Genomic DNA, 20,164 nt, shown 5'->3' with positions numbered 1-20,164 from the left:
CTTATTGAGCGGCCGTGGCCGTGAAGTCATACTATGCTAGGTACAATATCGTACCGTTAAAAGATACGGTATCGTACCGTACTCGTCAAGCTCCCACTCGGGGGAGGCATCAGGAGGAAAAAAATGGCGCGATCGTTCGATGCTCCACGCGCGGTTGGCAAAGCGGACAAGAGAGGCGAAATCCTTGCCGTTGCGACCGATATCTTTCTAAACGACGGATATGGTCGCGCCAGCATGGATCAGGTTCACGCTAGGATCGGAGGTTCAAAGCGGACGCTGTACACCCATTTTCGCAACAAGGAAGCGCTGTTCGAAGCAATCATCTTCGACGTGTCAAACCGCGTGCTTGCCGCCCTGAGTCCCGCCCTGGACAACAAGGATTTGTCGGACGCGCTTCTCAAGATGGGTATCGATTATCTGAATGTCCTGCTGTCTCCTGAAGGCCTTGCGCTTTACCGCGCCATGATCTCTGAGGCACCGCATTTTCCCGAACTCGCACGGGCGTTCTTTGAAAACGGCCCAGGTCGCGCCAGTCGGCATCTTGCCGCCTTCTTCCGCGAACAGAAATATCAAGGTGCGATCGAGATCGACGATCCGCAGGTCGTTGCCGAGCAGTTCCTGGGTGCAGTGCGCGGCGATCTCCATCTCACCGCTACTTTAGGAGTCAGAAAGCCGTCCAAGGAACATGTCGAAGCCGCAGTTTCGCAGGTGGTCGATACCTTCGTGCGCGGAATCGTGCTGACTTCCGGTAAGACCTGAATATCGCTATTTCTTCACCTCCTCGAGTGAAGAAGGTTTCGCCAGTCTGGATTTGACCGTAGGTGTCTAACAACTAATATATTGAAACTCATCCACCCGTGGGACGTGTCTATAGCCTTGGTTGCGTGATAAAATATTGCGCGAGAGTGTGTACTATGAAGCGGTTCGACGTGCCTTGGCGAACCCGCGATCGGTCGCGATGAACCGCTCGATCATCGGTACGATGAGTTTCACCGGTTCCTTCACTTGCTGTCCGGTCTCACGCCCCAGGACTTCGGCGTAAGCGATGAGATCACGATGGACGGATGCAGGCAGTTCGACGGTCACCTTTACCGGTTTGTCATCGGCGAGCGGGCCGAGTTTCAGCTTGGTCATTGATAGCCTCTTTGCGGTTCGAGGATGAGATCGCGGGTTACGACGACGCGGACGGGGAAGCCGGGCCGGATGGTCAGCGTCGGCGGCACGGCGAGTTGACGGCGAACGATCTCGTCACCGGCGCGGCCGACAGTATCCTGTGTGCCTTCGCGGATGGCGCGGGTGATACCGCTGTCATCGTCAGCCCCCAGTTCCGCACCGATATTGAGGATCGTTGCGAGGCCGGCGGCGAGGAACAATCGGCCCCAGTGGTGATCGACACGATCCTCAAGCCCGGCGTAGCCGGCGGTGTCGGCGCCTAGCTGACGTTCCAGGACGATGGAGTGACCGTCTGGGAGGATCAACCGCGTCCAGACTAGAGCGGTTCAGAGCTTTACTGAATCGGTAGGGATTCCCGGATTGCTGATTTTGTGATTCAAGATGCTGGCTGGGAAGGAGGCCAGCATCTGATGACAGCACCTCTATCCAATGATCTTCGTGAGCGCGTTGTCGGAGCGCTCGAAGGCGGCGAGAGCTGCCGGTCTGTCGCGGCCCGTTTCGGGGTTTCTGTTTCCTCGGTCGTGAAGTGGCATCAACGCTACCGGGCTACCGGCTCGGTGGCGCCCGGCAAGATGGGTGGGCATCGCAAGCGCGTTCTGGAACCGCATCGGACATTCATCGTCGAGCGTATCAACCAGACATCGCATCTGACGCTGCACGGGCTGAAGGATGAACTGGCGGCGCGCGGGGTGAAGGTGTCGCACGACACGGTGTGGAACTTCCTGCGCCGTGAGGGGCTTCGGTTCAAAAAAAACACTGTTCGCCCTTGAGCAGGCCCGCGCCGACACTGCCCGCAGGCGGCGGCGCTGGCGATCCTTTCAGGCGGATCTCGATCCACACAAGCTGGTGTTCATCGATGAAACGTGGATCAAGACCAACATGGCCCCGCTGCGCGGCTGGGGACAGAAGGGCAAGCGCCTGCGCGGCTTCGCCCCGCACGGCCACTGGCGCACGCTGACCTTCCTCGGCGCGCTGCGCTGCGACCAGCTGACGGCGCCTTGCGTCTTCGATGGACCGATTAACGGGCAGTGCTTCCGCGCCTATGTCGAACAGCAGCTCGTGCCTGTGCTCAGACCTGGTGACATCGTCATCATGGACAATCTCGGATCGCATAAAGCTGCGGCCATCCGTCAGGCCATCAAGGCCGCTGGAGCAAGGCTCTGGTTCCTACCACCCTATTCCCCCGACCTGAACCCCATCGAGCAGGCCTTCGCCAAGATCAAGCACTGGATGCGACAGGCCCAGAAGCGCACCATCGAGGATACATGGCGACACATCGGCCATCTCATCGCGACGATCCAACCAACCGAATGCAGAAACTATCTCGAAAACGCTGGATACGCTTCCGTCAAAAACTGAAACGCTCTAGCAGCGCCCGCCTCTGTCCGAAGGCGACGCGGCTGTCATATTCACCAAGGAGGCGTGAACCCTGCGGGATCAGGAGATAGCGCCCGCTCAGACTGTCATAGACATGGGAGGTGACCTGGGCGGTAACCTGCCCGGGCAGGTCTGAGCGCAAGCCGGTGATGAGTGCGGCCGGGATCACAGTGCCCGCCTGGATGACATAGGGGCTCGGCGGGCTCGTCAAACGGTCAGAGCTCATCGTACGCCGATCGACGTCGCGCCCCAGGAACGCTTCGTGCCTATCGGTCGCATTGCGCGGTGCCGCCTCGTCCGAGACGGGAAAAAGGTTCCCGTTGCTCGTTGGCACCGTTGCACTCGGCGCACGGGTGTCACCGCGCGCGATCGTGTTCGCCTCGGCAAAGAGCTGGCTGAGGCGGGCCGCCTCCTGCTCCTGAAGCCGCCGCTGCTCCTCGGGATCGACTGCTGGGCCGGTGGCGGTCACTGCAGGCACGGACTGGCCGCGTTCCCGGGCGCTCAAGATCGGGCGGCCGAGTTCGCCGGGCAGCGGCGGTCCGAGTTGCGGGATACTCCCATAGTCACGAGGGAGACGGCTCAGTCCTTCGGCCTCCTGGATACGTTCGGTCGAGAGCAGTTCGTCCGGGCCGTCGATTGCTCCACGGTCCTGGAGCGCAAAGATGAGGATCGCGGCGAGGCCGAGCCCGCCGCCAGTTGCAAGAACCGTGATGGCCCTTCGGGACAGACGCATGACGGGGGGTGGATCGGCGCGTAGCCGGAGCTCTTCGGCGATATCGCGTTCGGAACGCGGCTTCTCCGTCTGACCATGCCCGGCTCGGCCTGGTTGGGATTCATCTGTCATCTGGACTCTCCATTCTGGCGCCGAGCCGCAGCTGGCCCGCGCCGTACGCCATCGGAGCGGACGATGCGGACCATCTGGTGGTTCCTGCCGCCGAGGCGCAGTTCGGCGGCGGCGAACAACCGGTCGATGATGAGCACGTTGCGGTGGACGCGGGTGTTGGCGATCTCAGTCCCGCCATCGGCGCCGATTACGAAGAGCGGCGGCATGTCGCCCTGTACGATCCCGCGCGGGAAGACGATATAAACCCGGCGGCCATCATCGAACACGGATCTTGGCCGCCAGGGTGGTCGGTCGCCCTCGATGGCGTATCGATAATGCCGCTGGGCGGTCGGGGGAATCTCTGGACGGATCACCGCCGGTAGCCGGGTCACACCTGCGACGCGCGGATAGGCCCAGGCAACCGATGGCATGTAGGTTTCCTCGTCCGAACGCAGTTCGACGAGATAGGTGCGCCGGTCGGTGTTGATGACGAGATTGGTGGTGATCTCGGGCCGGGTCGGCTTGACCAGGATATGGACGCGCTCGGTGCGCCCGCTGCCGCTGCGGGTGTTCCCGATGATCCAACGGGCGGTATCGCCGGCGGCAATCGGACCCTCGCCGATCAGCCGTTCGCCGGGCTCCAGAGCGATCTCGGTGATCTGTCCTGGGGCGGCGTAGACCTGATAGAGCGCACCCTCGCTCCACGGGAAAATTTGGATGGCGTTGAAGTAGCCCTCGCGGCGCGGTTCGACGCGTGCGGCGGCGTTTGCATTGATGACACGTGCTTCGGGCGTCCGCGCGTTCTCGCCGCCACGCGAGGGCGTCCAGGCGGGCGGCGTATGGACCGGTCGCGGCGGTTGTTCGACAACCGGAGGTGGCGGTGCAGGCAGCGATGGTACGTCCTCGTCGTAGGTGATCTCGGGCGGCCGGAAGGTGGCGCAGCCCGCGAGAGACACGCCCATGAAGAGGGCGAGCGGAAGGGTCAGGGTTCTGGGGTTCATTCCGGCATCTCCCGCGACCAGTTGATGGCATGAACGAAGACGCCGAGGGGGTTCTTCCTGAGCCGTTCCGCTGTGCGGGGCGGCTGGAGGGCCACGGTCAGGATCGCAGTCCAGCGTTCAGTTGCCGCGAGTTGACCGTTGGCATAGCGCCGTTCGATCCAGGCAACGCGGAAACTGTTTTCCGATGCTCGAATTACGCTGGAGATTTCGATGGCGACCTGGGCTTCACCGACTCTGGCGAACGGATCGTTGACGCGGGCATAGTCATTGAGCGCGAGCGCGCCGCGATCAGTGGCGAAGTCGTAAGCCCTGAGCCAGTTCTCGCGCAGCACGATCGGGTCCGCGGGCACCTGCCGGACATTCTCTACGAAACGCGCGAGGTGGAAGGCGATCTGCGGATCGGTCGGCCGGTAATCCACGATGGCGGGCGCGACGGCCTGCGTGGCGCCGAGACGATCGACTTCCACAACATAGGGGACGATCGTGCCCTGCGTGGATTGCCAGACGAGCGCCGCGCCGAGCCCGCCGGTCGTCAGCAGGCAACCGAAGGCCATCAGCCTCCAGTTCCTCGCCTGAACGCGGGCCGAACCGATGCGTTCGTCCCAGACCTGGGCCGCCTTCTGGTAGGGGGTGACCGGCTCGGGCGTTTTGCCGTAGTGCACGCTGGGGCGTTTGAAGAGTCTCATGGTTTCTCCGAGAGGCTGACCGACGTTCCGCCGCCGCCATGGTCTCCTGAGCGGATCACATGGGCGGTCGTGGCGACGCCGTGGTGGAGGGATTGCTGGCGCTTGAGCTTTTGCGCCCAGACTGGCGGGCCATCATTGACAGGCGAAGAGGACGCGGTTCCGCCGGCGACCGAGCCGGTCGCGCCGAAGGCCGCGCGTGATCCGGCGTGATAGCTATCCTTCATGGACTGGCTCATGCGCCGGAGCGGACTTGCGGCGGCGCTCATGCCGGCCTTGCCGACACTAGCCATCCCACCGGCGACGCCTGCCGCACCGCCACCTGCAGCCGTATGTCCGACCTTGTAGGCGGTAGACGCGCCGCCCGCGATCGAAGCGGCGCCGCGTGCGCCTGCGCCAACTGCGGATGCGGCCATCTTGCCGCCCGCCAGACCACCGACAACCATGCCGCCGGCGGCGAGGCCCGTGCCGACTGCCGCGCCCGCACCGAGCTGTGGTCCGCCGGAAACGATGCCGTTGGCGATACCCGGACCGAAGATGCCGAGCGCGAGCAGCGAGAGTGCTGCGAGAACGATGGCCATGGCATCCTCGATCGTCGGCTCGCCGGTAAATCCCGCGGTGAAGGTGCCGAAGATGGTCGAGCCGATGCCGACGATGACGGCGAGCACCAGCACCTTGACGCCGGACGAGATGACGAGACCGAGCACGCGCTCGGCCATGAACGTGGTCTTGTTGAAGAGCCCGAAGGGCACGAGGATGAAGCCGGCCAGCGTCGCCAGCTTGAACTCGATCAGCGTGACGAAGAGCTGGATGGCGAGGATGAAGAAGGAGAGCAGAACGATCACCCAGGCGAACAGCAGGATCGCGATCTGGATGAAGTTGTCGAAGAAGGAGACAAAGCCCATGAGGTCGCGGACGGACTCAAGCAGTGGCCGTCCGGCCTCGAGCCCGACCTCAGCGATACGGCCGGGCTGCAGAAGCTCACCGGCACTCAGGGAACCGCCGGAGGCGATCAAACCCAATCCCGCGAAACTCTCGAAGACGATACGGGCGAGCTGGATCCAATTGCCGATGATGTAGGCGAAGATACCGACAAAGAGCGTCTTCTTGACGAGCCGCGCGATGATGTCGTCGTCCGCGCCCCAGGCCCAGAAGAGTGCCGCCAGCGTGACGTCGATGGCGATGAGTGTGGTCGCGAGGAAGGCGACGTCGCCGCCGAGCAATCCGAACCCGCTATCGATATAGCGGGTGAAGATGTCCAGGAATTGGTCGATGACGCCGACGCCCCCCATGGCTTATTCCTCCTCCCGGCCAGAACCAGTACCGCCCGGCGCGAAGAAGCGCCGGCGGTTCTCGGCCCAGGCCTCTCGGCAGACGGTCTCGGTCCCGACGTCCTCTACGGCGAGCACGCGGCAGCTCTGGAGCGTGGCGTGCAGCGGATCGTCGGCTGCTTCAGACACCGACGCAGGCGTCTGCTCCGGGGCGACGACGTCACGGAACTCGAAGGCGGCGGCAAGCGCCGCGAGGCCTCCAAGGCCAAAGGCAATGAGCCGCAGGATATGATCAGGACCGTTCGCCATGGTCAGTTGCTGAACATGCGCACGGTCGCCGGACGGTAGCCGCTGCCGTAGTCGAGGAAGCGGTTGAGGTTCTCGCGCGCCTGTGCTTCGGCTGAGGCAACGCGCGCGGCCTCCAGAGCCTGGGCGCGGTTTGAGGCGGCGATGGCCGCGGTGAGATCCGCGATCTGGCTCGACTGCAGCGCCAGCAACTGGTTGCCCGCCTGGGCCGCCTGTAGGGCGCCGGTCGCGCCCTGGCTGCGGGCGACGAGCGCCTGCATCTGCGACCGGGCGCCCTCGATGTTGCCGACGACGCCGGCCTGGACGCGGAGCGCGTCCTCGAAGCCTGCGACCGAATTCTCCCACCGCTCGCGTGCATTGCCGACCATCGCGTCGAAATCACCAGACGCGGCGGCTGTCCCATATTGCTCAGTAAAGGCGCGCTCAATGTCGGCGACATCGTGGGCGACGCGCTGCGCCTCATTCAGGAGCTGCTGTGTGCGTTGCACCGAAGCCTGTAATTCGGCGAGCGACGAGTATGGCAGGCTCGCGAGATTGCGCGCCTGATTCATCAGCATCTGCGCCTGATTCTGGAGCTGGGTGATCTGGTTGTTGATCTGCTCCAGAGCGCGGGCGGCCTGCAGGATGTTCTGGGCGTGGTTGGACGGGTCGTAGACGATACGCCATGCGTGCGCTGGCTCGGACATCATGGGTCCGAGCGCTATCGGCGTTGCCAGCAGCGTTGCCGCAAGGAGATGGGCGGGGAGCGAGCGTTTTCGAAACCGTGTCATCAGGAGTTCTCCTTTGTTTCGGTGGGGATTATCGCGGTGATGGTGTCGCCGAGCAGTTCGACGGCCCAATCGAGCCCGCGGCGTCTCAGCCAAGCTATGGCGAAACCCTCGCGGCCGTGTTCGGCCAGCGTCTCGGCTATGGCGGCCTGGTCGGATTTCGACGAAGTGGCCGTAAAGGCGAGCGCGACCTCGCCGAGCCCCAGATCGAAGAGCCGGTTGCCGCGCCGGGACTGGCAGTAATAGTCGCGCTTCGGCATCGCCCTAGCGACGATCTCGATCTGGCGCTCGTTGAGCCCGAAGCGGCGATAGATGGCGGCGATTTGTGGCTCGAAGGCGCGTTCGTTTGGCAGGAAGATGCGGGTCGGGCAGCTCTCGACGATCGCGGGTGCGATGTTCGACCTGTCGATGTCGGCGAGCGACTGGGTGGCGAAGATCACGCTCGCATTCTTCTTGCGGAGCGTTTTCAGCCATTCGCGGAGCTGGCCGCCGAAGGTCTGGTCATCGAGCGCGAGCCAACCCTCGTCGACGATGATTAGGCTGGGGCGTCCATCAAGCCGGCCTTCGATACGGTGAAACAGATAGGCGAGCACGGCGGGGGKCGCGGCAGACCCGATCAGCCCCTCGGTTTCGATGGCCTGAACATCGGCTGCGCCGAGTTCTTCTCGCTCGGCATCGAGGAGACGGCCGAACGGACCACCGAGGCAGAACGGCGCGAGCGCGCGTTTGAGTTCATTCGATTGCAGCAGCACAGACAGTCCGGTCAGGGTCCGCTCTTCGACCGGTGCGGAAGCGAGCGAGGTCAGCGCCGACCAGAGATGGTCGCGGGCGGTTGGATCAATGGAAACGCCCTCGCGGGCAAGCAGCCCGGCCAACCAGTCCTGCGCCCAGGTGCGTTCGGCCGCGTCATCGATGCGCGCGAGCGGCTGGAGCTGGACGGCGGCTTCATCCTCGGACAGGGCGAGACCGAGATTCTCCCAGTCCCCGCCCATTGCAATAGTGGCGCAGCGGATCGAGCAACCGAAATCGAAGGCAAAGATCTGTGAGCCTTCATAGCGGCGGAACTGGAGGGCCATCAGCGCAAGAAGGACCGACTTGCCCGAACCGGTCGGGCCAACGATCAGCGTGTGGCCGACGTCGCCGACATGGGTGGAGAAGCGGAACGGGGTCGCGCCCTCGGTCTCGGCAAAGAAGAGCGGCGGGCCGTCCAGATGATCGTTGCGCGCTGGCCCGGCCCAGACAGCGGAGATCGGAACCATATGAGCGAGGTTGAGTGTCGAGACCGGCGGCTGACGAACATTGGCGTAAAGGTGACCGGGCAGCGAGCCGAGCCAGGCTTCGATCGCATTGAGCGTCTCAGGGATAGCCGTGAAGTCGCGGCCCTGAACAATCTTCTCCGCGGCCTTGAGTTTGGCTTCCGCGATGCGTTCATCCTCGTCCCAGACCGTGATCGTGGCGGTGACATAGGCGGCGCCCACCATGTCGGTCCCGAGTTCCTGCAGCGCCTCGTCGGCATCGGCCGCCTTGTTGGCGGCGTTGGAATCAAGCAGCGTCGAGGCCTCGTTGGTCATCACCTCCTTGAGGATCGCCGCGACAGACTTCCTCTTGGCAAACCATTGGCGGCGGATCCGCGTGAAGAGCTTCGTGGCGTCAGTCTTGTCGAGGCAGATGGCGCGTGTCGCCCACCGATATTCGAAGGCCTGCCCGTTCAATTCGTCGAGCAGACCGGGCCAGGTCGCGGTCGGGAAACCGACGATGGAGAGTGTTTTGATGTAGGCGTCGCCAAGCCGCGGCGCGAGGCCGCCGATGAGCGCAGTATCCGCGAGAAGCGCGTCGAGATGCATCGGCGTTTCGGGTACGCGCACGCGCTGGCGACGCGCCGAGATCGTCGAATGGAGGTAGGTGAGCGTTTCGGCATCGGAAAGCCATGCCGCCTCGGGCATGAAACCGTCGAAGAGGTCGAGCAGCCGGTCGGTGCGTGAGACGAAGCTTGCGACATGTTCGCGCGGATCGATGCCTGTCTCGGCCGCACCCTCATAGAGCCACCGTCCGGCGCGGCTCGCTTCGTCGGCGGGGGGCATCCAGACGAGCGTCAGGAAATACTGGCTCTCAAAGTGGCTTCCGGCCTCTTCGAACTGCGCACGCCGCTCCGCATCAATCAGTGCCGAGACGGGATCGGGGAACCGGGACAGAGGATAGGCGCGCGCCGGGACGCGCTGCGCCTCGACAAAGACCGCCCAGCCGGAACCGAGGCGTCTCAGCGCATTGTTGAGCCGGCCAGCGGTCGCAACCAGTTCCGCGGGTGTCGCGGAATCGAGGTCGGGACCGCGGAACCGAGCCGTGCGTTGCAGGCTGCCGTCCTTGTTGAGCACGACACCCTCGTCGATCAGCGCCGCCCAGGGCAGATAGTCTGCCACCAAGGCCGTCTTGGAGCGATATTCGGCGAGCCGCATCATCGTCTCACACCCGCAGCCAGCTCGGGTAGCGCAGGTGGCGCCGCGCGACGTCGACGATCTGTGCATCGCGCTTCGCGGCCCAGACCGCGAGGAGATGGCCGATCAGCCAGAAGAGGATGCCGACGATCCACAAGCGCAGACCTAACCCGATTGCGGCGGCAAGCGTGCCGTTTGCGATGGCGACCGTGCGCGGTGCGCCGCCCAAGAGGATCGGTTCGCTCAGCGCACGATGGACGGGCGCGTAGAAACCGGGAATGTCGTCGCCGTCGCGCATCACACCAGCGCTCCGCCGCCGAAGGAGAAGAAGGAGAGGAAGAAGCTCGACGCGGCGAATGCGATGGAGAGACCGAAGACGATCTGCACGAGCCGCCGGAACCCGCCCGACGTATCGCCGAAGGCGAGCGTCAGGCCGGTGATGATAATGATGATGACGGCGACGATCTTGGCGACCGGTCCCTCGATCGATTCGAGGATCGATTGCAGCGGCGCTTCCCAGGGCATGCCGGACCCTGCTGCATGGGCGGGATCAGCGGCTATGACGAGGCCGAGAGCGAGAGCGCCGGCGATCTGTGGCCAGCGCGGGTGGATGGGTAATAGACGGATCACGATAGGTCTCCTTCGGGTTGGCTGAGGATAGGTTCGAGGGCGTAGTCGTCCGTGGTATCGAGGCCGGTGACGCGGGCGAGTTCCGCGAGCCGGCGGTCGGGTCCTCGGCCTGCGAGTACGGCGATGATGTCGATCGTCTCGGCGACGAGCGCACGCGGCACCGTGACGACGGCTTCCTGGATGAGCTGTTCGAGGCGGCGCAGTGCGCCGATCGCTGTGCCGGCGTGGATGGTGCCGATACCGCCCGGATGACCAGTGCCCCAGGCCTTCAGGAGATCGAGCGCTTCGGGGCCCCGCACTTCACCGATGGGGATACGGTCGGGGCGCAATCGCAGCGATGAACGCACCAGGTCGGAGAGTGTGGCGACCCCGTCCTTGGTACGTAGCGCTACGAGGTTCGGTGTCAGGCATTGCAGTTCGCGCGTGTCCTCGATCAGCACCACGCGGTCTGAACCTTTGGCGACTTCGGCAAGAAGCGCATTGGTCAGGGTGGTCTTGCCGGTCGATGTGCCGCCGGCGACGAGGATGTTGGCGCGCATGGCGATCGCCTCGCGCAACGCTTCGGCGGCGTCCGCATCCATGACGTTCGCGCGGACATAGTCGTCGAGGGTGAAGACGGCGACAGCGGGTTTGCGGATCGCGAAGGCGGGTGCGGCAACGACCGGCGGTAGCAGCCCCTCGAACCGTTCCCCCGTCCCGGGCAGCTCCGCCGACACACGTGGGGCTCCCGCATGGACCTCAGCGCCGACATGATGCGCGACCAGGCGAACGATCCGCTCGCCATCGGCGGCCGACAACCGCTCCCCGGTATCCGCGAGCCCTTCACTGAGTCGATCCACCCAGAGCCGTCCGTCCGGGTTGAGCATGACTTCGACGACGGTGGTGTCCTCGAGCCACGTGGCAACGTGTGACCCGAGCGCCGTACGGAGCATGCGGGAGCCGCGCTGGATCGCTTCTGTCTGAAAAGGTTGGACGGTCATTCGCGGCCCCGCAATTGGTTACGAGGCGCATCAAGAAGACCGTTCTCAGGTCAGCGGCAACAGTGTTGAGGGCGTAGTAGGGCTGTGGCGGGCAAAGGCAGGKGAATGAGAAGACCGGTCAAGTCGACAGAGCTGTCGAAGGTAGCTTGCTTAGTGAAGCCCTTACGGGGATCGGTCGAATCACTCGATATTCTCCGACACCTCTTTCGTCAGCGTGTTCCCCTTCGCCAGCCGCCGGCCGAGTGTCTCGACGAATCCCTCGTAGCGTTCGCGCCCCTTGGCGTTGGCGGCATTGCGCATGGTGTCCGGAAGCGGTGGGGTGGTGGTCAGCCAGAACTTGACGAAGAGCGCGAGTGCCTCATTGCCGATCGACACATCCCGCTCAAGCCGCTCGATGGCGCGAGTCAGCCGGTCAAGGCGGCGCACGATCGCGGCCTCGTTCTGCTCAGCGGCATCGGGCGAGAGGTAGGAGGCCAGCGCCGCCTCGACGACAGCCGATTTGGAGACTCTGCGACGTGCGGCAAGCGCATCCAGCTCCGGCGAAAGCGCCGGATCGAAATAAACATTCAATCTGTCTTTCCTCATCCCGGCCTCTCCTAGAGCTCGATCCCGTCATCGGGATCGAGCGCCGCCTGACGGGCGACACCGCGGAACCGTCCCTGCAGTTCCTTGGTCCGCTGCGCCTCGTCGTCGGGTTCCTCGTCGAGTACAGCAAATTCTTCGCGCGCTGGCGTCGTTTCCGGTGCGATTTCTTCGTGCTCGGGCAAATCAGGTTCGCGGCGCACGCCGCCGTCGCTGTCCTCATTGCTTCCCGAATTTTTGGACGCTGGCGCCGGGGCTGTGATCGGCGGGCGATCACTCCAATCGTCTGTGTCGGAATCGATCCCTGCCTCTCCATTCGAGGATTTCGGCTTGGGTGGCGCCACGATACGTTGCTTGAACTGTGGGTCCGAATAGTAGCGCGCCTTCTTCGCCCGGATCGGCGGTGCGCCGGAGACGAGCACGACCTCGTCATCCGGGGGGAGCTGCATGATCTCGCCGGGGGTTAGCAGCGGACGGGCCGTTTCCTGCCGCGAGACCATGAGATGACCGAGCCAGGGCGAGAGCCGGTGACCTGCATAATTCTTCATCGCCCGCATCTCGGTGGCGGTGCCGAGCGCGTCCGAGACGCGTTTTGCGGTGCGCTCGTCATTGGTGGCGAAGGCGACCCGGACGTGGCAATTGTCAAGGATGGCATTGTTCTGCCCGTAGGCTTTCTCAATCTGGTTCAGCGACTGGGCGATCAGGAAGGCCTTGAGGCCGTATCCGGCCATGAAGGCGAGCTGGCTCTCGAAGAAGTCCAGTCGGCCGAGCGCCGGGAACTCATCGAGCATGAGCAAGAGCCTGTGCCTGCGGTTCGGCGCATTCAGTTCCTCTGTCAGCCTGCGGCCGATCTGATTGAGCACGAGGCGAACCAAGGGTTTGGTCCGAGAGATGTCTGAGGGCGGCACGACAAGGTAGAGTGTAGTGGGGCTCTTGCCTTCAACCAAATCACGGATGCGCCAGTCACAGCGATTGGTGACCTTCGCGACGACCGGGTCTCGATAGAGACCGAGGAAACTCATCGCGGTCGACAGCACACCGGAGCGTTCGTTCTCGGATTTGTTCAAGAGTTCGCGCGCGGCCTGCGCGACGACGGGATGGGGCCGGTCGCCCAGATGTGGCGTGCGCATCATGGCGGTCAGTGTCGCGGCAATCGGTCGGCGTGGATCGGACAGAAAAGCGGCGACGCCGGCGAGCGTCTTGTCCGCTTCCGCATAGAGCACGTGCAGGATCGCGCCGACGAGCAACGAATGGCTGGTCTTTTCCCAGTGGTTCCGCCGTTCCAGCAGACCTTCGGGGTCGACCAGGATGTCGGCGACGTTCTGGACGTCACGCACCTCGCTGTCGCCGCGCCGGACTTCCAGCAGTGGATTGTAGCGGGAGGAGTTCGGATCGGTGGGATCGAACCGCAACACGCGCGAGTAACGCGACCGCCAACCGGCGGTGAGCTGCCAGTTCTCGCCCTTGATGTCGTGGACAATTGCAGACCCCGGCCAGGTCAGGAGCGAGGGCACGACCAGACCGACGCCTTTGCCGGATCGCGTAGGCGCGAAGCAGAGCACATGCTCGGGACCGTCGTGACGAAGATAGCGCTGTTCGAAGCGACCGAGCACGACACCGTCCGGCGAGAGCAACCCGCTGGTCGTCACGTCCTTCCGGTCTGCCCAACGAGCCGAGCCGTAGGTGGTGACGTCGCGCGCTTCGCGAGCGCGCAGGACCGAGAGGAAGATGGCGACACCGATCACGGCGATCCCGCCAGATCCGGCGATGATGGCGCCTTCGACGAATACGCGAGGCGCGTAGGCGTCGTAGAAGTACCACCAGACAAAGAAGTTCCAAGGCGGATAGACCGGCCAGCCAAAGAGTTCGGCCATGGGTGCGCCAAGTTGCGGCTGGAAACCGAGCCGCCAGGCTGTCCATTGCGTCGCGGCCCAGACGAAGATCAGCGCGACGGCGGAGACGATGACGATCTGGCCCCAGAGGATCGCGGTGGCGGGTGACTGGCGAGGGTCTTGCGTCATCGTGTCGTGTCCATCCTTTTGACTCAGATACCGAGGCCGCGTTTGCGGCCGAGCGACCAATCCACGCCACCGCCCGGTGTCATGGTCCCGGTGACGGTCTTGCCGAGATGCTTTTCGAGTTGGGGTTTCCAGGGCACGAGTTCGAAGCCCATCCCGTCGTCGATCATGGCGAAGCGGCCCGAGGCGAGATCGAGGCGCTGGCGATAGGTGCCGACGACAGCCTCGCCCTCGCTCGTGATTCTGCGCGGAAGGCCGGTCTTGGCCGCGAGCTTCGTCGCGGCCGCATCGAGTTCGCGTTTGCGCAGGGTCACCAACAGGTCGCGGGCAAACGTGACGCGCCGGCCTTGCCGGGTCGCCAAGCCCTCTGCGACGAGATGATCGTCCCGCCGTTCGAGCGCGTCGCGCACTTCCGCGCCGAACCCGTTCCCGCTCAAGGGCACCCGGTCCTTCGCCAATTGCAGACGATCGAGCCAGGTTGCGCCATTCGCGTCGATCTGCGCGGCAATAGAAAGATCGGATCGGCCAACGAGGGACAGGCGCGCCGCACCCCCATCGGGTGCTATCCAAGATCGCGTCTCGACGATCCCGCCAGTGGGTGTATCGCCGGTCCGGTCCAGGTCGGGAAAGCGCAGGTGATGGATCCGCCCGTCGACGCCGTCGATGACGGCATAGGCTTCGCCCGTCAGTTCGTCGTGTAGTCCACGGTCGGCAAGTCGTCCGAGGATCGGTTCGGCTGGAGTGCTCTCCACCGCGAAGTCCGAAAGGGATCGCGCGGGACCGTCCGCAAGGGCGCGGTGCATGGTTCTGATGATGTCGCCCCGCTCGCCGAGTTCGCGCAGAGTGCGTTCCATGCCCGGTTTCAGTTCCCAGACGGCAGGCGCCAACCTGTCGGCGAGACCGAGACGTTCCAATGTTTGTGCGCGTCCTATCAATCGCCGACGCAGTTCCGGATCCGATGGTTCCGGCGCGCCGGATCTTAGATCAACGGCGCCGCCGCTTTCATCGGCAAGAGCACGCAAGGCGCGGTCAAGCCCGGTCCAGCTCTCGGCGCCGATCTCCGTGTCGAGGCTTGCCGCGATTTCATGCTGGGTGCGGGCCCCGAGTTCGAGCCCGACCAGTTCCTCGGCGCGGGCGCGGAAGCCACGACCGATATAGTCGCGAGAGATGACGAGGTCCTTGCTGTCTTCCGTCTTGCCGCGAACCAGAACATGGACATGGGGATTGTCAGTGTTCCAATGATCGACGGCGACCCAATCGAGATCGGTTCCGAGATCGCGTGCGGCCTTGTCCGTGAGATCGCGGGTGAAGGCGCGCAGATCTTCCATGGAGCCCGCATCTTCCGGCGAGACGATGAAGCGGAAGTGGTGTCGGTCGCCCTCGCAGCGTTTCGCAAAGGCGCGTTCGTCAGCGTCACCGTCGCGATCGAACATGGTCGCGTCGCGCCCGTCCCGTGTGACGCCGTCGCGCTTCAGATAGGAGATGTGCTTGGCAAGCGGCGCAGAGCGGTAACGTGCCCCGCGATGGCGAACGACACGCGCCTTGACGATGACACGGCGCTGGGTTCGTGAGAGGCTGCGCGCGGTCGCCGCGAACCGCCCGCGCCCGAAAGTCGAGGCCGAACCGGTGCGCCTTGCGCCGTTGAAACGATAGCCGGTGTGGCCGGCTTTTTTGGCCGCACGCATAACCTCGCCGACGAAGCTCTGCGCCTTGCGCCCGCGCGGCCCACGGTCCCGGATACGGCCAGGTTTGATACGGAGGTCATCGTCGCGCCCGGTCATATTTCATGCCCGCAAGATCGATGAGTGGCACGGTAAAAGACCTTGGATATCAAAGCGTAAGCGCTATGCGCGGCACTGCGCGACTCCGTGTGGCGTGCAAAAATCCCAAAAACAACAACAACATAACGCGCATTGGTGCCGCGCCTTTTATCTCGCCATCCCTTCGTTGTTGACACCTCCACCGTTTGCTCTCCCGTCAAACCCGCGAAAGAGCACGCCAGCACGCGCCGCGCTGCGAAACACGGCATCATCACTCGTCTGCCCGGTTTTGGAGCCCGACGAACAGCGGCGCTTCACGCCAGTCGGATACATTCGGCCGTCCGTCGCCTTGCGATGGCGATACCAAGGACGCGTCGATCAGCGGCGCCAGCGATCGGAGATAGGCGCGTGTTTCGCGCGGCAGCGGGCGTCCGGTGGCGAGGTGCTGAGCATAGCGTTCCGGACCGGCATTATATGCCGCGAGGAAGCCGGGCGCGCCGAAGCGATCATACATGGCGCGGATATAGGCCGCGCCCGCCATGATGTTGTCACGCGGGTCGAACGGGTCGTCGCCGAGCCCATGTAGTGCACGAAGTTCGGCCCAGGTCGCGGGCATGATCTGCATCAGACCCATCGCACCGGCGCGGCTGACCGCACGTCGATTGCCCGCACTCTCGGCCTGCATGACGACGCGAATCCAGCGTTCCGGGATGTGAAACCGCGCCGCCGCTTGCGCGACGAACACGTCGATAGAAGACGGTCGGACCGCTGCGGGTCGGTCATCTGTTATACGTTGCGACGGTTCCGCGGATGCCGGAATCGGTCCGGCGGTGATGGCGATCGTGAGCATCGCCATCGTCATGCGAGCGACAGATGACTGACGGCCGGAAAGAGGAAGGAGAGACATGGCTCAATCCTCCCGGGTCCAGATCGGAACCGCCCGACCGACGATCGTGTCGGCGTCGAGCGGCCCGAAATATCGCCCGTCAAGGCTGGCCGGTTCGCGCCTGTTTAGGAAGAAGACTTCTCCTTCGCGCAGCACCCGGCAGCCACTCCAGACCGGCAATGGGCGACCGTGCCGATCAGCCGACCGTGCCGTCGCCACACTCGTGCCATCGATGGTGATCGTGATGCCGAAACGGCAAACTTCTGCGCCCGGAAGGCCCGCGACGTGCTTCAGGAGTGGTGTGTCCTGGCCGAGATATCCGCGCGCGACGAGCCAGTTCAACAGGTCTTCGGGTGGGCGCACGACGGCGAGGTAACCGACCTGCGGGTCGCGCAATGGCGTCACGACGTAGATGCCGACAGGAACGCTTGCCGACGCGTTCCAGATGAGGATCGGATCACTGCGTACGGCCGCCGAAGCGCCAATCAGACCGATCGCCACACCGGCCAGGAAGAGTGTTCGGCGTGTGCGGGTCATATCTCGATTTCCCGGCGCTTGAGCCAGGCGGCGTGGCGTGCCTTCGTGTAAGGGCGCGGTGTCAGACCGGCGGTCAACCGATGATGGACATGTCGCCAATGATCCGGGCAGACTTCCTCAGGCGCGATGGCGAGCGCTTCGATGCGGTCGATGATGGTGAGCACCGCCTCGACCTTCGGCCAGCCGGAGATGTGCAGAAGGCTCTCGCCGCCGGGCGTAACGCAAGGGACGGTCGCGTAGGCCTCGCCGCGACCAACGGCGCGCAGGATATCGATCCTGCTGTCGACCGTGCCGTAGTCACTGGCTGTCCAGCGAACGAAGGCAAAGACCGCGCCGGGATCGAAGCCGACGGTGCGGCGGCTTCGGCTCTGGATCGTTTCCTGGACGATGTGACCGAAGCGAATCCAGCGCTCGATCCGCCCTTCGATCCACAGGAGTTCGACGGTGGTGCGCATCCCGCTCACTGGCGCTTGTCGCGATAGGCGGGCGAAATTGCCGCGTGGCGCTTGGCGGGCAAGACCGTGTCGCCGGTATCGTCGGATGTCGAGTTCTTCTCGCCCCGGCTGACCCAGGCCTGCAGGTCATCGAGCGAATAGACGACGCGCCCGCCGATCTTGGAATATTTGGGGCCGGTGCCGTAGGTGCGATGTTTCTCCAGCGTGCGGCCGGAAAGACCGAGAAACCGGGCGGCTTCGGGGGTTCTGAGATAGCGTGGCGGTAGGCCTGCGTTGGGATCGGGCATAGGGTAGCGCCTCCGGTTGCTGTGCCGGGCCGCGACCTGCGGCGGGCTGTCGGAGGCGAGGAAAGCGCAGAAATGCCGTCAGGGGGGATGGCGAAGACGGGAGAGGGAAAACGCTACCCCTCGAAGGGCGTGTAAAAGGGCGTGTAAAAAGGCGAGGATAGCCTGCTGATCAGAATGGGAAATCGTCGGCTGGACCAGCCGCCGGAGCCTGGCGTTCCGCTTCCAACCGCTCGATGAAAGCGAGTGAGGCGAGCACACAGTCGATAATGAATTGCGCCTCGGAGACGGCGAGAAGCTCGTTATCGTGCGCAAAGGACCGCTTGTTGCGTGCCTCGTTCAGCCCCTCGAAGAGCCTATGTTGGACACGCAGGGTTGGCAGCGCGAACGCGCTCACGGCGCCTTCATCACGCAGCGCCTTGCCATAAGCGCCGAAAATGGCGTGCAGCGGCGTCTTCGCATCGACAGGCTGCCTGCGCGATGACAGCAAGTCGCGGAACCGTTTGACACAGTAGGTATGCACGCGGTCGAGCGCGACGTCGGGCTTTTCGGCGACGAGGTCGGCAGCAATAGAAGCGCGGAGCTTGGGAAGTGTCGTGTCGCCGGAAAAGTCCTTGAACGCGTCGTCGAGCTTCAACGTAGATGCGTTCTCCAGATCGGTCGTGAACTGTTCAAGCCAGGATTTCAGGCGGGCTTCTTCGGCTTCTTTGGTTTCGACATAGTCGGAGAGGCCGCACCTATAGGCCCAGAGCGTGCGGAGAACATGCGCGACGAGCCGTGGCTCCGCGACCTCGACGAAACCCCGCAGCGTCTTTCCCTTGCTCGTGCCCTCGAGTTGAAATCGAGCCTGAAAGATGTCGAGGCCGAAGCTCTCTTCGAACCATTCGGCTATCGTCCTGTCGGAAAAGTCGAGAACATAGCCGCCACCGCTGTGGAATATCTGATCAAAGACTGCGCGCTGGTGGGTTAGCAGGCGACGCGTCCGGCCGAGTATCTTTACGGTGCTTGAATCGAGGTTTTGAGAAGGCTGTGTCATGGCGAGAACATAACGAAAACTTCGCGATGTTCACAGTTCTCTATCGATGTTTACCCTGCAAAAGCCTTCGATACCCCTTGTCAATCATTCTGCGTCCGTATGCAGCGAGGCGCGCGATTTGGGACTTGAGCGCGTTGGTCTTCCACGGTTCGTCCGACACTCGCGGTTCGCCGTAAAAAGTGACGGCGATCATGCGGTAGGTCGCGCCCTGATGCACCGCGTCAACGGTTCTGAGCGCATGTTTCAAGCGCTGGCGACGTTGGCGCGTCAGCGGATGCTCGACCGGCAGTCCCCTGAGATGACGATAGAGCCTGTCGGCGGCGGCGAGATGGACGGCCCAAGCGTCGTCGAACGGCACGACGACACCGAAGTCGGCGTCGTCCGCAAAGCTCCTGGCGACAAGTTGAGCGCCGTTATCGAGCTTGAGCCAGATGAACTCGGAATCGGTAGCGCGTGCGACGACCGGAAGGGTTCGAATGCTTGAGACTTTGTCACCGAATTGATGTGCGGAAGCGATCTGATTGACGATCGCCGGCGCATCGGCGGCGTTCCAGAAGACCGGCGCGGCGGGTGGGTCGCACTCCGGATCAACCGCGAAATCGAAGGCCCCAAGCGGCACAGGCGCTGTCGCCCTCCCTTGCGGCGTAGTCGGATCGGTAGCTTTCGTTCCGCCTCAGACATTCCCAGGCCAGCCCGGAAAGGTCGAGGTCGTCGAAATGATCGTAGATGCTGTTGTCGAGCCAATCCTTGGACATGGCCGTCCTCCTCACAGACTAGCCCCCGCAGACAGATGACGTTTCTCGGCCTGGATGATTCCGCCGGAAGTTGAATTTGGCTAGTGAGAGGGCGCGCATAAGATGATCCGGTATGCGCATCACCCGTTCGCTAAGTCACGGCAGGCCGTGCTTGAGAATCTCGCGATAGCCCTGTTCGGTCATCCAGCGGGCGCGGCTCAAATGGCTGTCGCGCACGCGCCGGGCGCGTTCGGGTTCCGCCGTGGCGTCTATTCCCAACAGCACGGATGACACCTCTTCCAGCGTCGCGCCGGCGCTCTCGGCGTCCAGCAGGCGCATATAGAGTTTCAAGTGATCGCGGTCGTATACCGTCAAACCCGCCTCGTCCGGTGGAGCGTCGGCGATTTGCGTCTGCGTGGTCGTCATGGT

The 20,164-nt window shown here is 63.8% G+C and carries 24 protein-coding genes and 1 pseudogene; 2 read left to right on the top strand and 23 right to left on the bottom strand.

Annotation, left to right across the window (positions count from 1 at the left end; genetic code table 11):
• Positions 1 to 123: 123 nt before the first annotated feature.
• The gene (locus HF949_RS10060) at positions 124 to 759 is read left to right on the top strand and encodes a TetR/AcrR family transcriptional regulator (RefSeq protein WP_292894614.1); all 636 of its coding nucleotides are present in this window, start codon (positions 124 to 126) and stop codon (positions 757 to 759) included.
• 153 nt (positions 760 to 912) lie between these two features.
• On the opposite strand, the gene HF949_RS10055 is transcribed toward HF949_RS10060, so the two are convergent.
• Both HF949_RS10055 and HF949_RS10050 read right to left on the bottom strand, forming a co-directional pair.
• Positions 913 to 1,134, bottom strand: coding sequence for a DUF2274 domain-containing protein (locus tag HF949_RS10055; protein WP_292894611.1), 222 nt, complete (start codon positions 1,132 to 1,134; stop codon positions 913 to 915).
• A pseudogene (locus HF949_RS10050) lies at positions 1,131 to 1,493 on the bottom strand (TrbI/VirB10 family protein); the annotation flags it as partial. The pseudogene HF949_RS10050 and the gene HF949_RS10055, both read right to left, overlap by 4 nt.
• Positions 1,494 to 1,583: 90 nt before the next feature.
• Here HF949_RS10050 and HF949_RS10045 point away from each other — a divergent pair.
• Positions 1,584 to 2,532, top strand: a protein-coding gene (locus tag HF949_RS10045; protein WP_292894608.1) for an IS630 family transposase whose coding sequence is annotated in 2 segments (ribosomal slippage) — positions 1,584 to 1,919 and positions 1,921 to 2,532 — 948 coding nt in all. Because the reading frame shifts where the segments join, the coding sequence is not laid out codon by codon here.
• Here HF949_RS10045 and HF949_RS10040 read toward each other — a convergent pair.
• The 21 genes from HF949_RS10040 to HF949_RS09940 all read right to left on the bottom strand — a co-directional run bounded on the left by HF949_RS10040 (position 2,522) and on the right by HF949_RS09940 (position 20,161).
• Positions 2,522 to 3,394, bottom strand: a complete 873-nt coding sequence (locus HF949_RS10040) for a TrbI/VirB10 family protein (RefSeq protein ID WP_292894605.1) — start codon at positions 3,392 to 3,394, stop codon at positions 2,522 to 2,524. The genes HF949_RS10045 and HF949_RS10040 overlap by 11 nt on opposite strands.
• Positions 3,391 to 4,374, bottom strand: coding sequence for a P-type conjugative transfer protein TrbG (gene trbG, locus HF949_RS10035; RefSeq protein WP_292894602.1), 984 nt, complete (start codon positions 4,372 to 4,374; stop codon positions 3,391 to 3,393). Before trbG ends, HF949_RS10040 begins: the two co-directional genes overlap by 4 nt.
• Positions 4,371 to 5,060, bottom strand: coding sequence for a conjugal transfer protein TrbF (trbF, locus tag HF949_RS10030; RefSeq protein WP_292894599.1), 690 nt, complete (start codon positions 5,058 to 5,060; stop codon positions 4,371 to 4,373). The genes trbG and trbF overlap by 4 nt, the downstream gene beginning before the upstream one ends.
• Positions 5,057 to 6,349, bottom strand: a complete 1,293-nt coding sequence (gene trbL / locus HF949_RS10025) for a P-type conjugative transfer protein TrbL (protein ID WP_292894596.1) — start codon at positions 6,347 to 6,349, stop codon at positions 5,057 to 5,059. Before trbL ends, trbF begins: the two co-directional genes overlap by 4 nt.
• Positions 6,350 to 6,352: 3 nt before the next feature.
• Positions 6,353 to 6,637, bottom strand: coding sequence for a putative entry exclusion protein TrbK-alt (gene trbK-alt, locus HF949_RS10020; protein WP_292894593.1), 285 nt, complete (start codon positions 6,635 to 6,637; stop codon positions 6,353 to 6,355).
• A gap of 2 nt (positions 6,638 to 6,639) precedes the next feature.
• Positions 6,640 to 7,404 (bottom strand): P-type conjugative transfer protein TrbJ, encoded by a 765-nt coding sequence (gene trbJ, locus HF949_RS10015; RefSeq protein WP_292894591.1) that lies wholly within the window; start codon positions 7,402 to 7,404, stop codon positions 6,640 to 6,642.
• On the bottom strand, positions 7,404 to 9,857 hold the full coding sequence (trbE, locus tag HF949_RS10010) for a conjugal transfer protein TrbE (RefSeq protein ID WP_292894588.1): 2,454 nt from the start codon (positions 9,855 to 9,857) through the stop codon (positions 7,404 to 7,406). Before trbE ends, trbJ begins: the two co-directional genes overlap by 1 nt.
• A gap of 4 nt (positions 9,858 to 9,861) precedes the next feature.
• A complete protein-coding gene (locus HF949_RS10005) occupies positions 9,862 to 10,131 on the bottom strand; it encodes a VirB3 family type IV secretion system protein (protein ID WP_292894586.1) in 270 nt (89 codons plus the stop codon).
• Positions 10,131 to 10,424 (bottom strand): TrbC/VirB2 family protein, encoded by a 294-nt coding sequence (locus tag HF949_RS10000; RefSeq protein WP_292900118.1) that lies wholly within the window; start codon positions 10,422 to 10,424, stop codon positions 10,131 to 10,133. Before HF949_RS10000 ends, HF949_RS10005 begins: the two co-directional genes overlap by 1 nt.
• Positions 10,425 to 10,459: 35 nt before the next feature.
• Positions 10,460 to 11,443 carry a P-type conjugative transfer ATPase TrbB gene (gene trbB / locus HF949_RS09995; RefSeq protein WP_292894583.1) on the bottom strand — a complete coding sequence of 328 codons (984 nt, stop codon included), beginning with the start codon at positions 11,441 to 11,443 and terminating at the stop codon, positions 10,460 to 10,462.
• Positions 11,444 to 11,623: 180 nt separating this feature from the next.
• The gene (locus HF949_RS09990) at positions 11,624 to 12,028 is read right to left on the bottom strand and encodes a CopG family transcriptional regulator (RefSeq protein WP_292894580.1); all 405 of its coding nucleotides are present in this window, start codon (positions 12,026 to 12,028) and stop codon (positions 11,624 to 11,626) included.
• Between the two features lie 11 nt (positions 12,029 to 12,039).
• Entirely contained in the window at positions 12,040 to 14,046 is a 2,007-nt protein-coding gene (locus tag HF949_RS09985) for a conjugal transfer protein TraG (protein ID WP_292894577.1), read from the bottom strand.
• 23 nt (positions 14,047 to 14,069) lie between these two features.
• A complete protein-coding gene (locus HF949_RS09980; protein WP_292894574.1) occupies positions 14,070 to 15,824 on the bottom strand; it encodes a relaxase/mobilization nuclease domain-containing protein in 1,755 nt (584 codons plus the stop codon).
• A 250-nt stretch (positions 15,825 to 16,074) separates the two neighbouring features.
• The gene (locus tag HF949_RS09975) at positions 16,075 to 16,710 is read right to left on the bottom strand and encodes a lytic transglycosylase domain-containing protein (protein ID WP_292894571.1); all 636 of its coding nucleotides are present in this window, start codon (positions 16,708 to 16,710) and stop codon (positions 16,075 to 16,077) included.
• A 3-nt stretch (positions 16,711 to 16,713) separates the two neighbouring features.
• Positions 16,714 to 17,226 (bottom strand): S26 family signal peptidase, encoded by a 513-nt coding sequence (locus HF949_RS09970; protein WP_292894568.1) that lies wholly within the window; start codon positions 17,224 to 17,226, stop codon positions 16,714 to 16,716.
• Complete coding sequence (locus tag HF949_RS09965) at positions 17,223 to 17,681, bottom strand: DUF2840 domain-containing protein (RefSeq protein ID WP_292894565.1); 459 nt, start codon at positions 17,679 to 17,681, stop codon at positions 17,223 to 17,225. Before HF949_RS09965 ends, HF949_RS09970 begins: the two co-directional genes overlap by 4 nt.
• A gap of 5 nt (positions 17,682 to 17,686) precedes the next feature.
• On the bottom strand, positions 17,687 to 17,968 hold the full coding sequence (locus tag HF949_RS09960; RefSeq protein WP_292894563.1) for a helix-turn-helix transcriptional regulator: 282 nt from the start codon (positions 17,966 to 17,968) through the stop codon (positions 17,687 to 17,689).
• Between the two features lie 169 nt (positions 17,969 to 18,137).
• The gene (locus HF949_RS09955; protein WP_292894560.1) at positions 18,138 to 19,001 is read right to left on the bottom strand and encodes a hypothetical protein; all 864 of its coding nucleotides are present in this window, start codon (positions 18,999 to 19,001) and stop codon (positions 18,138 to 18,140) included.
• Positions 19,002 to 19,041: 40 nt separating this feature from the next.
• The gene (locus HF949_RS09950) at positions 19,042 to 19,620 is read right to left on the bottom strand and encodes a DUF2285 domain-containing protein (protein WP_292894557.1); all 579 of its coding nucleotides are present in this window, start codon (positions 19,618 to 19,620) and stop codon (positions 19,042 to 19,044) included.
• Positions 19,589 to 19,756, bottom strand: a complete 168-nt coding sequence (locus HF949_RS09945) for a transcriptional regulator domain-containing protein (RefSeq protein ID WP_292894554.1) — start codon at positions 19,754 to 19,756, stop codon at positions 19,589 to 19,591. Before HF949_RS09945 ends, HF949_RS09950 begins: the two co-directional genes overlap by 32 nt.
• A 135-nt stretch (positions 19,757 to 19,891) precedes the next feature.
• Positions 19,892 to 20,161 carry a DNA -binding domain-containing protein gene (locus HF949_RS09940; protein WP_292894551.1) on the bottom strand — a complete coding sequence of 90 codons (270 nt, stop codon included), beginning with the start codon at positions 20,159 to 20,161 and terminating at the stop codon, positions 19,892 to 19,894.
• Positions 20,162 to 20,164: the final 3 nt, after the last annotated feature.

Origin of the sequence: Nitratireductor sp. (assembly GCF_017794765.1) — a bacterium.
Taxonomy (GTDB): Bacteria; Pseudomonadota; Alphaproteobacteria; order Rhizobiales; family Rhizobiaceae; genus Nitratireductor.
This window is presented reverse-complemented; position numbering and strand designations above follow the sequence as displayed.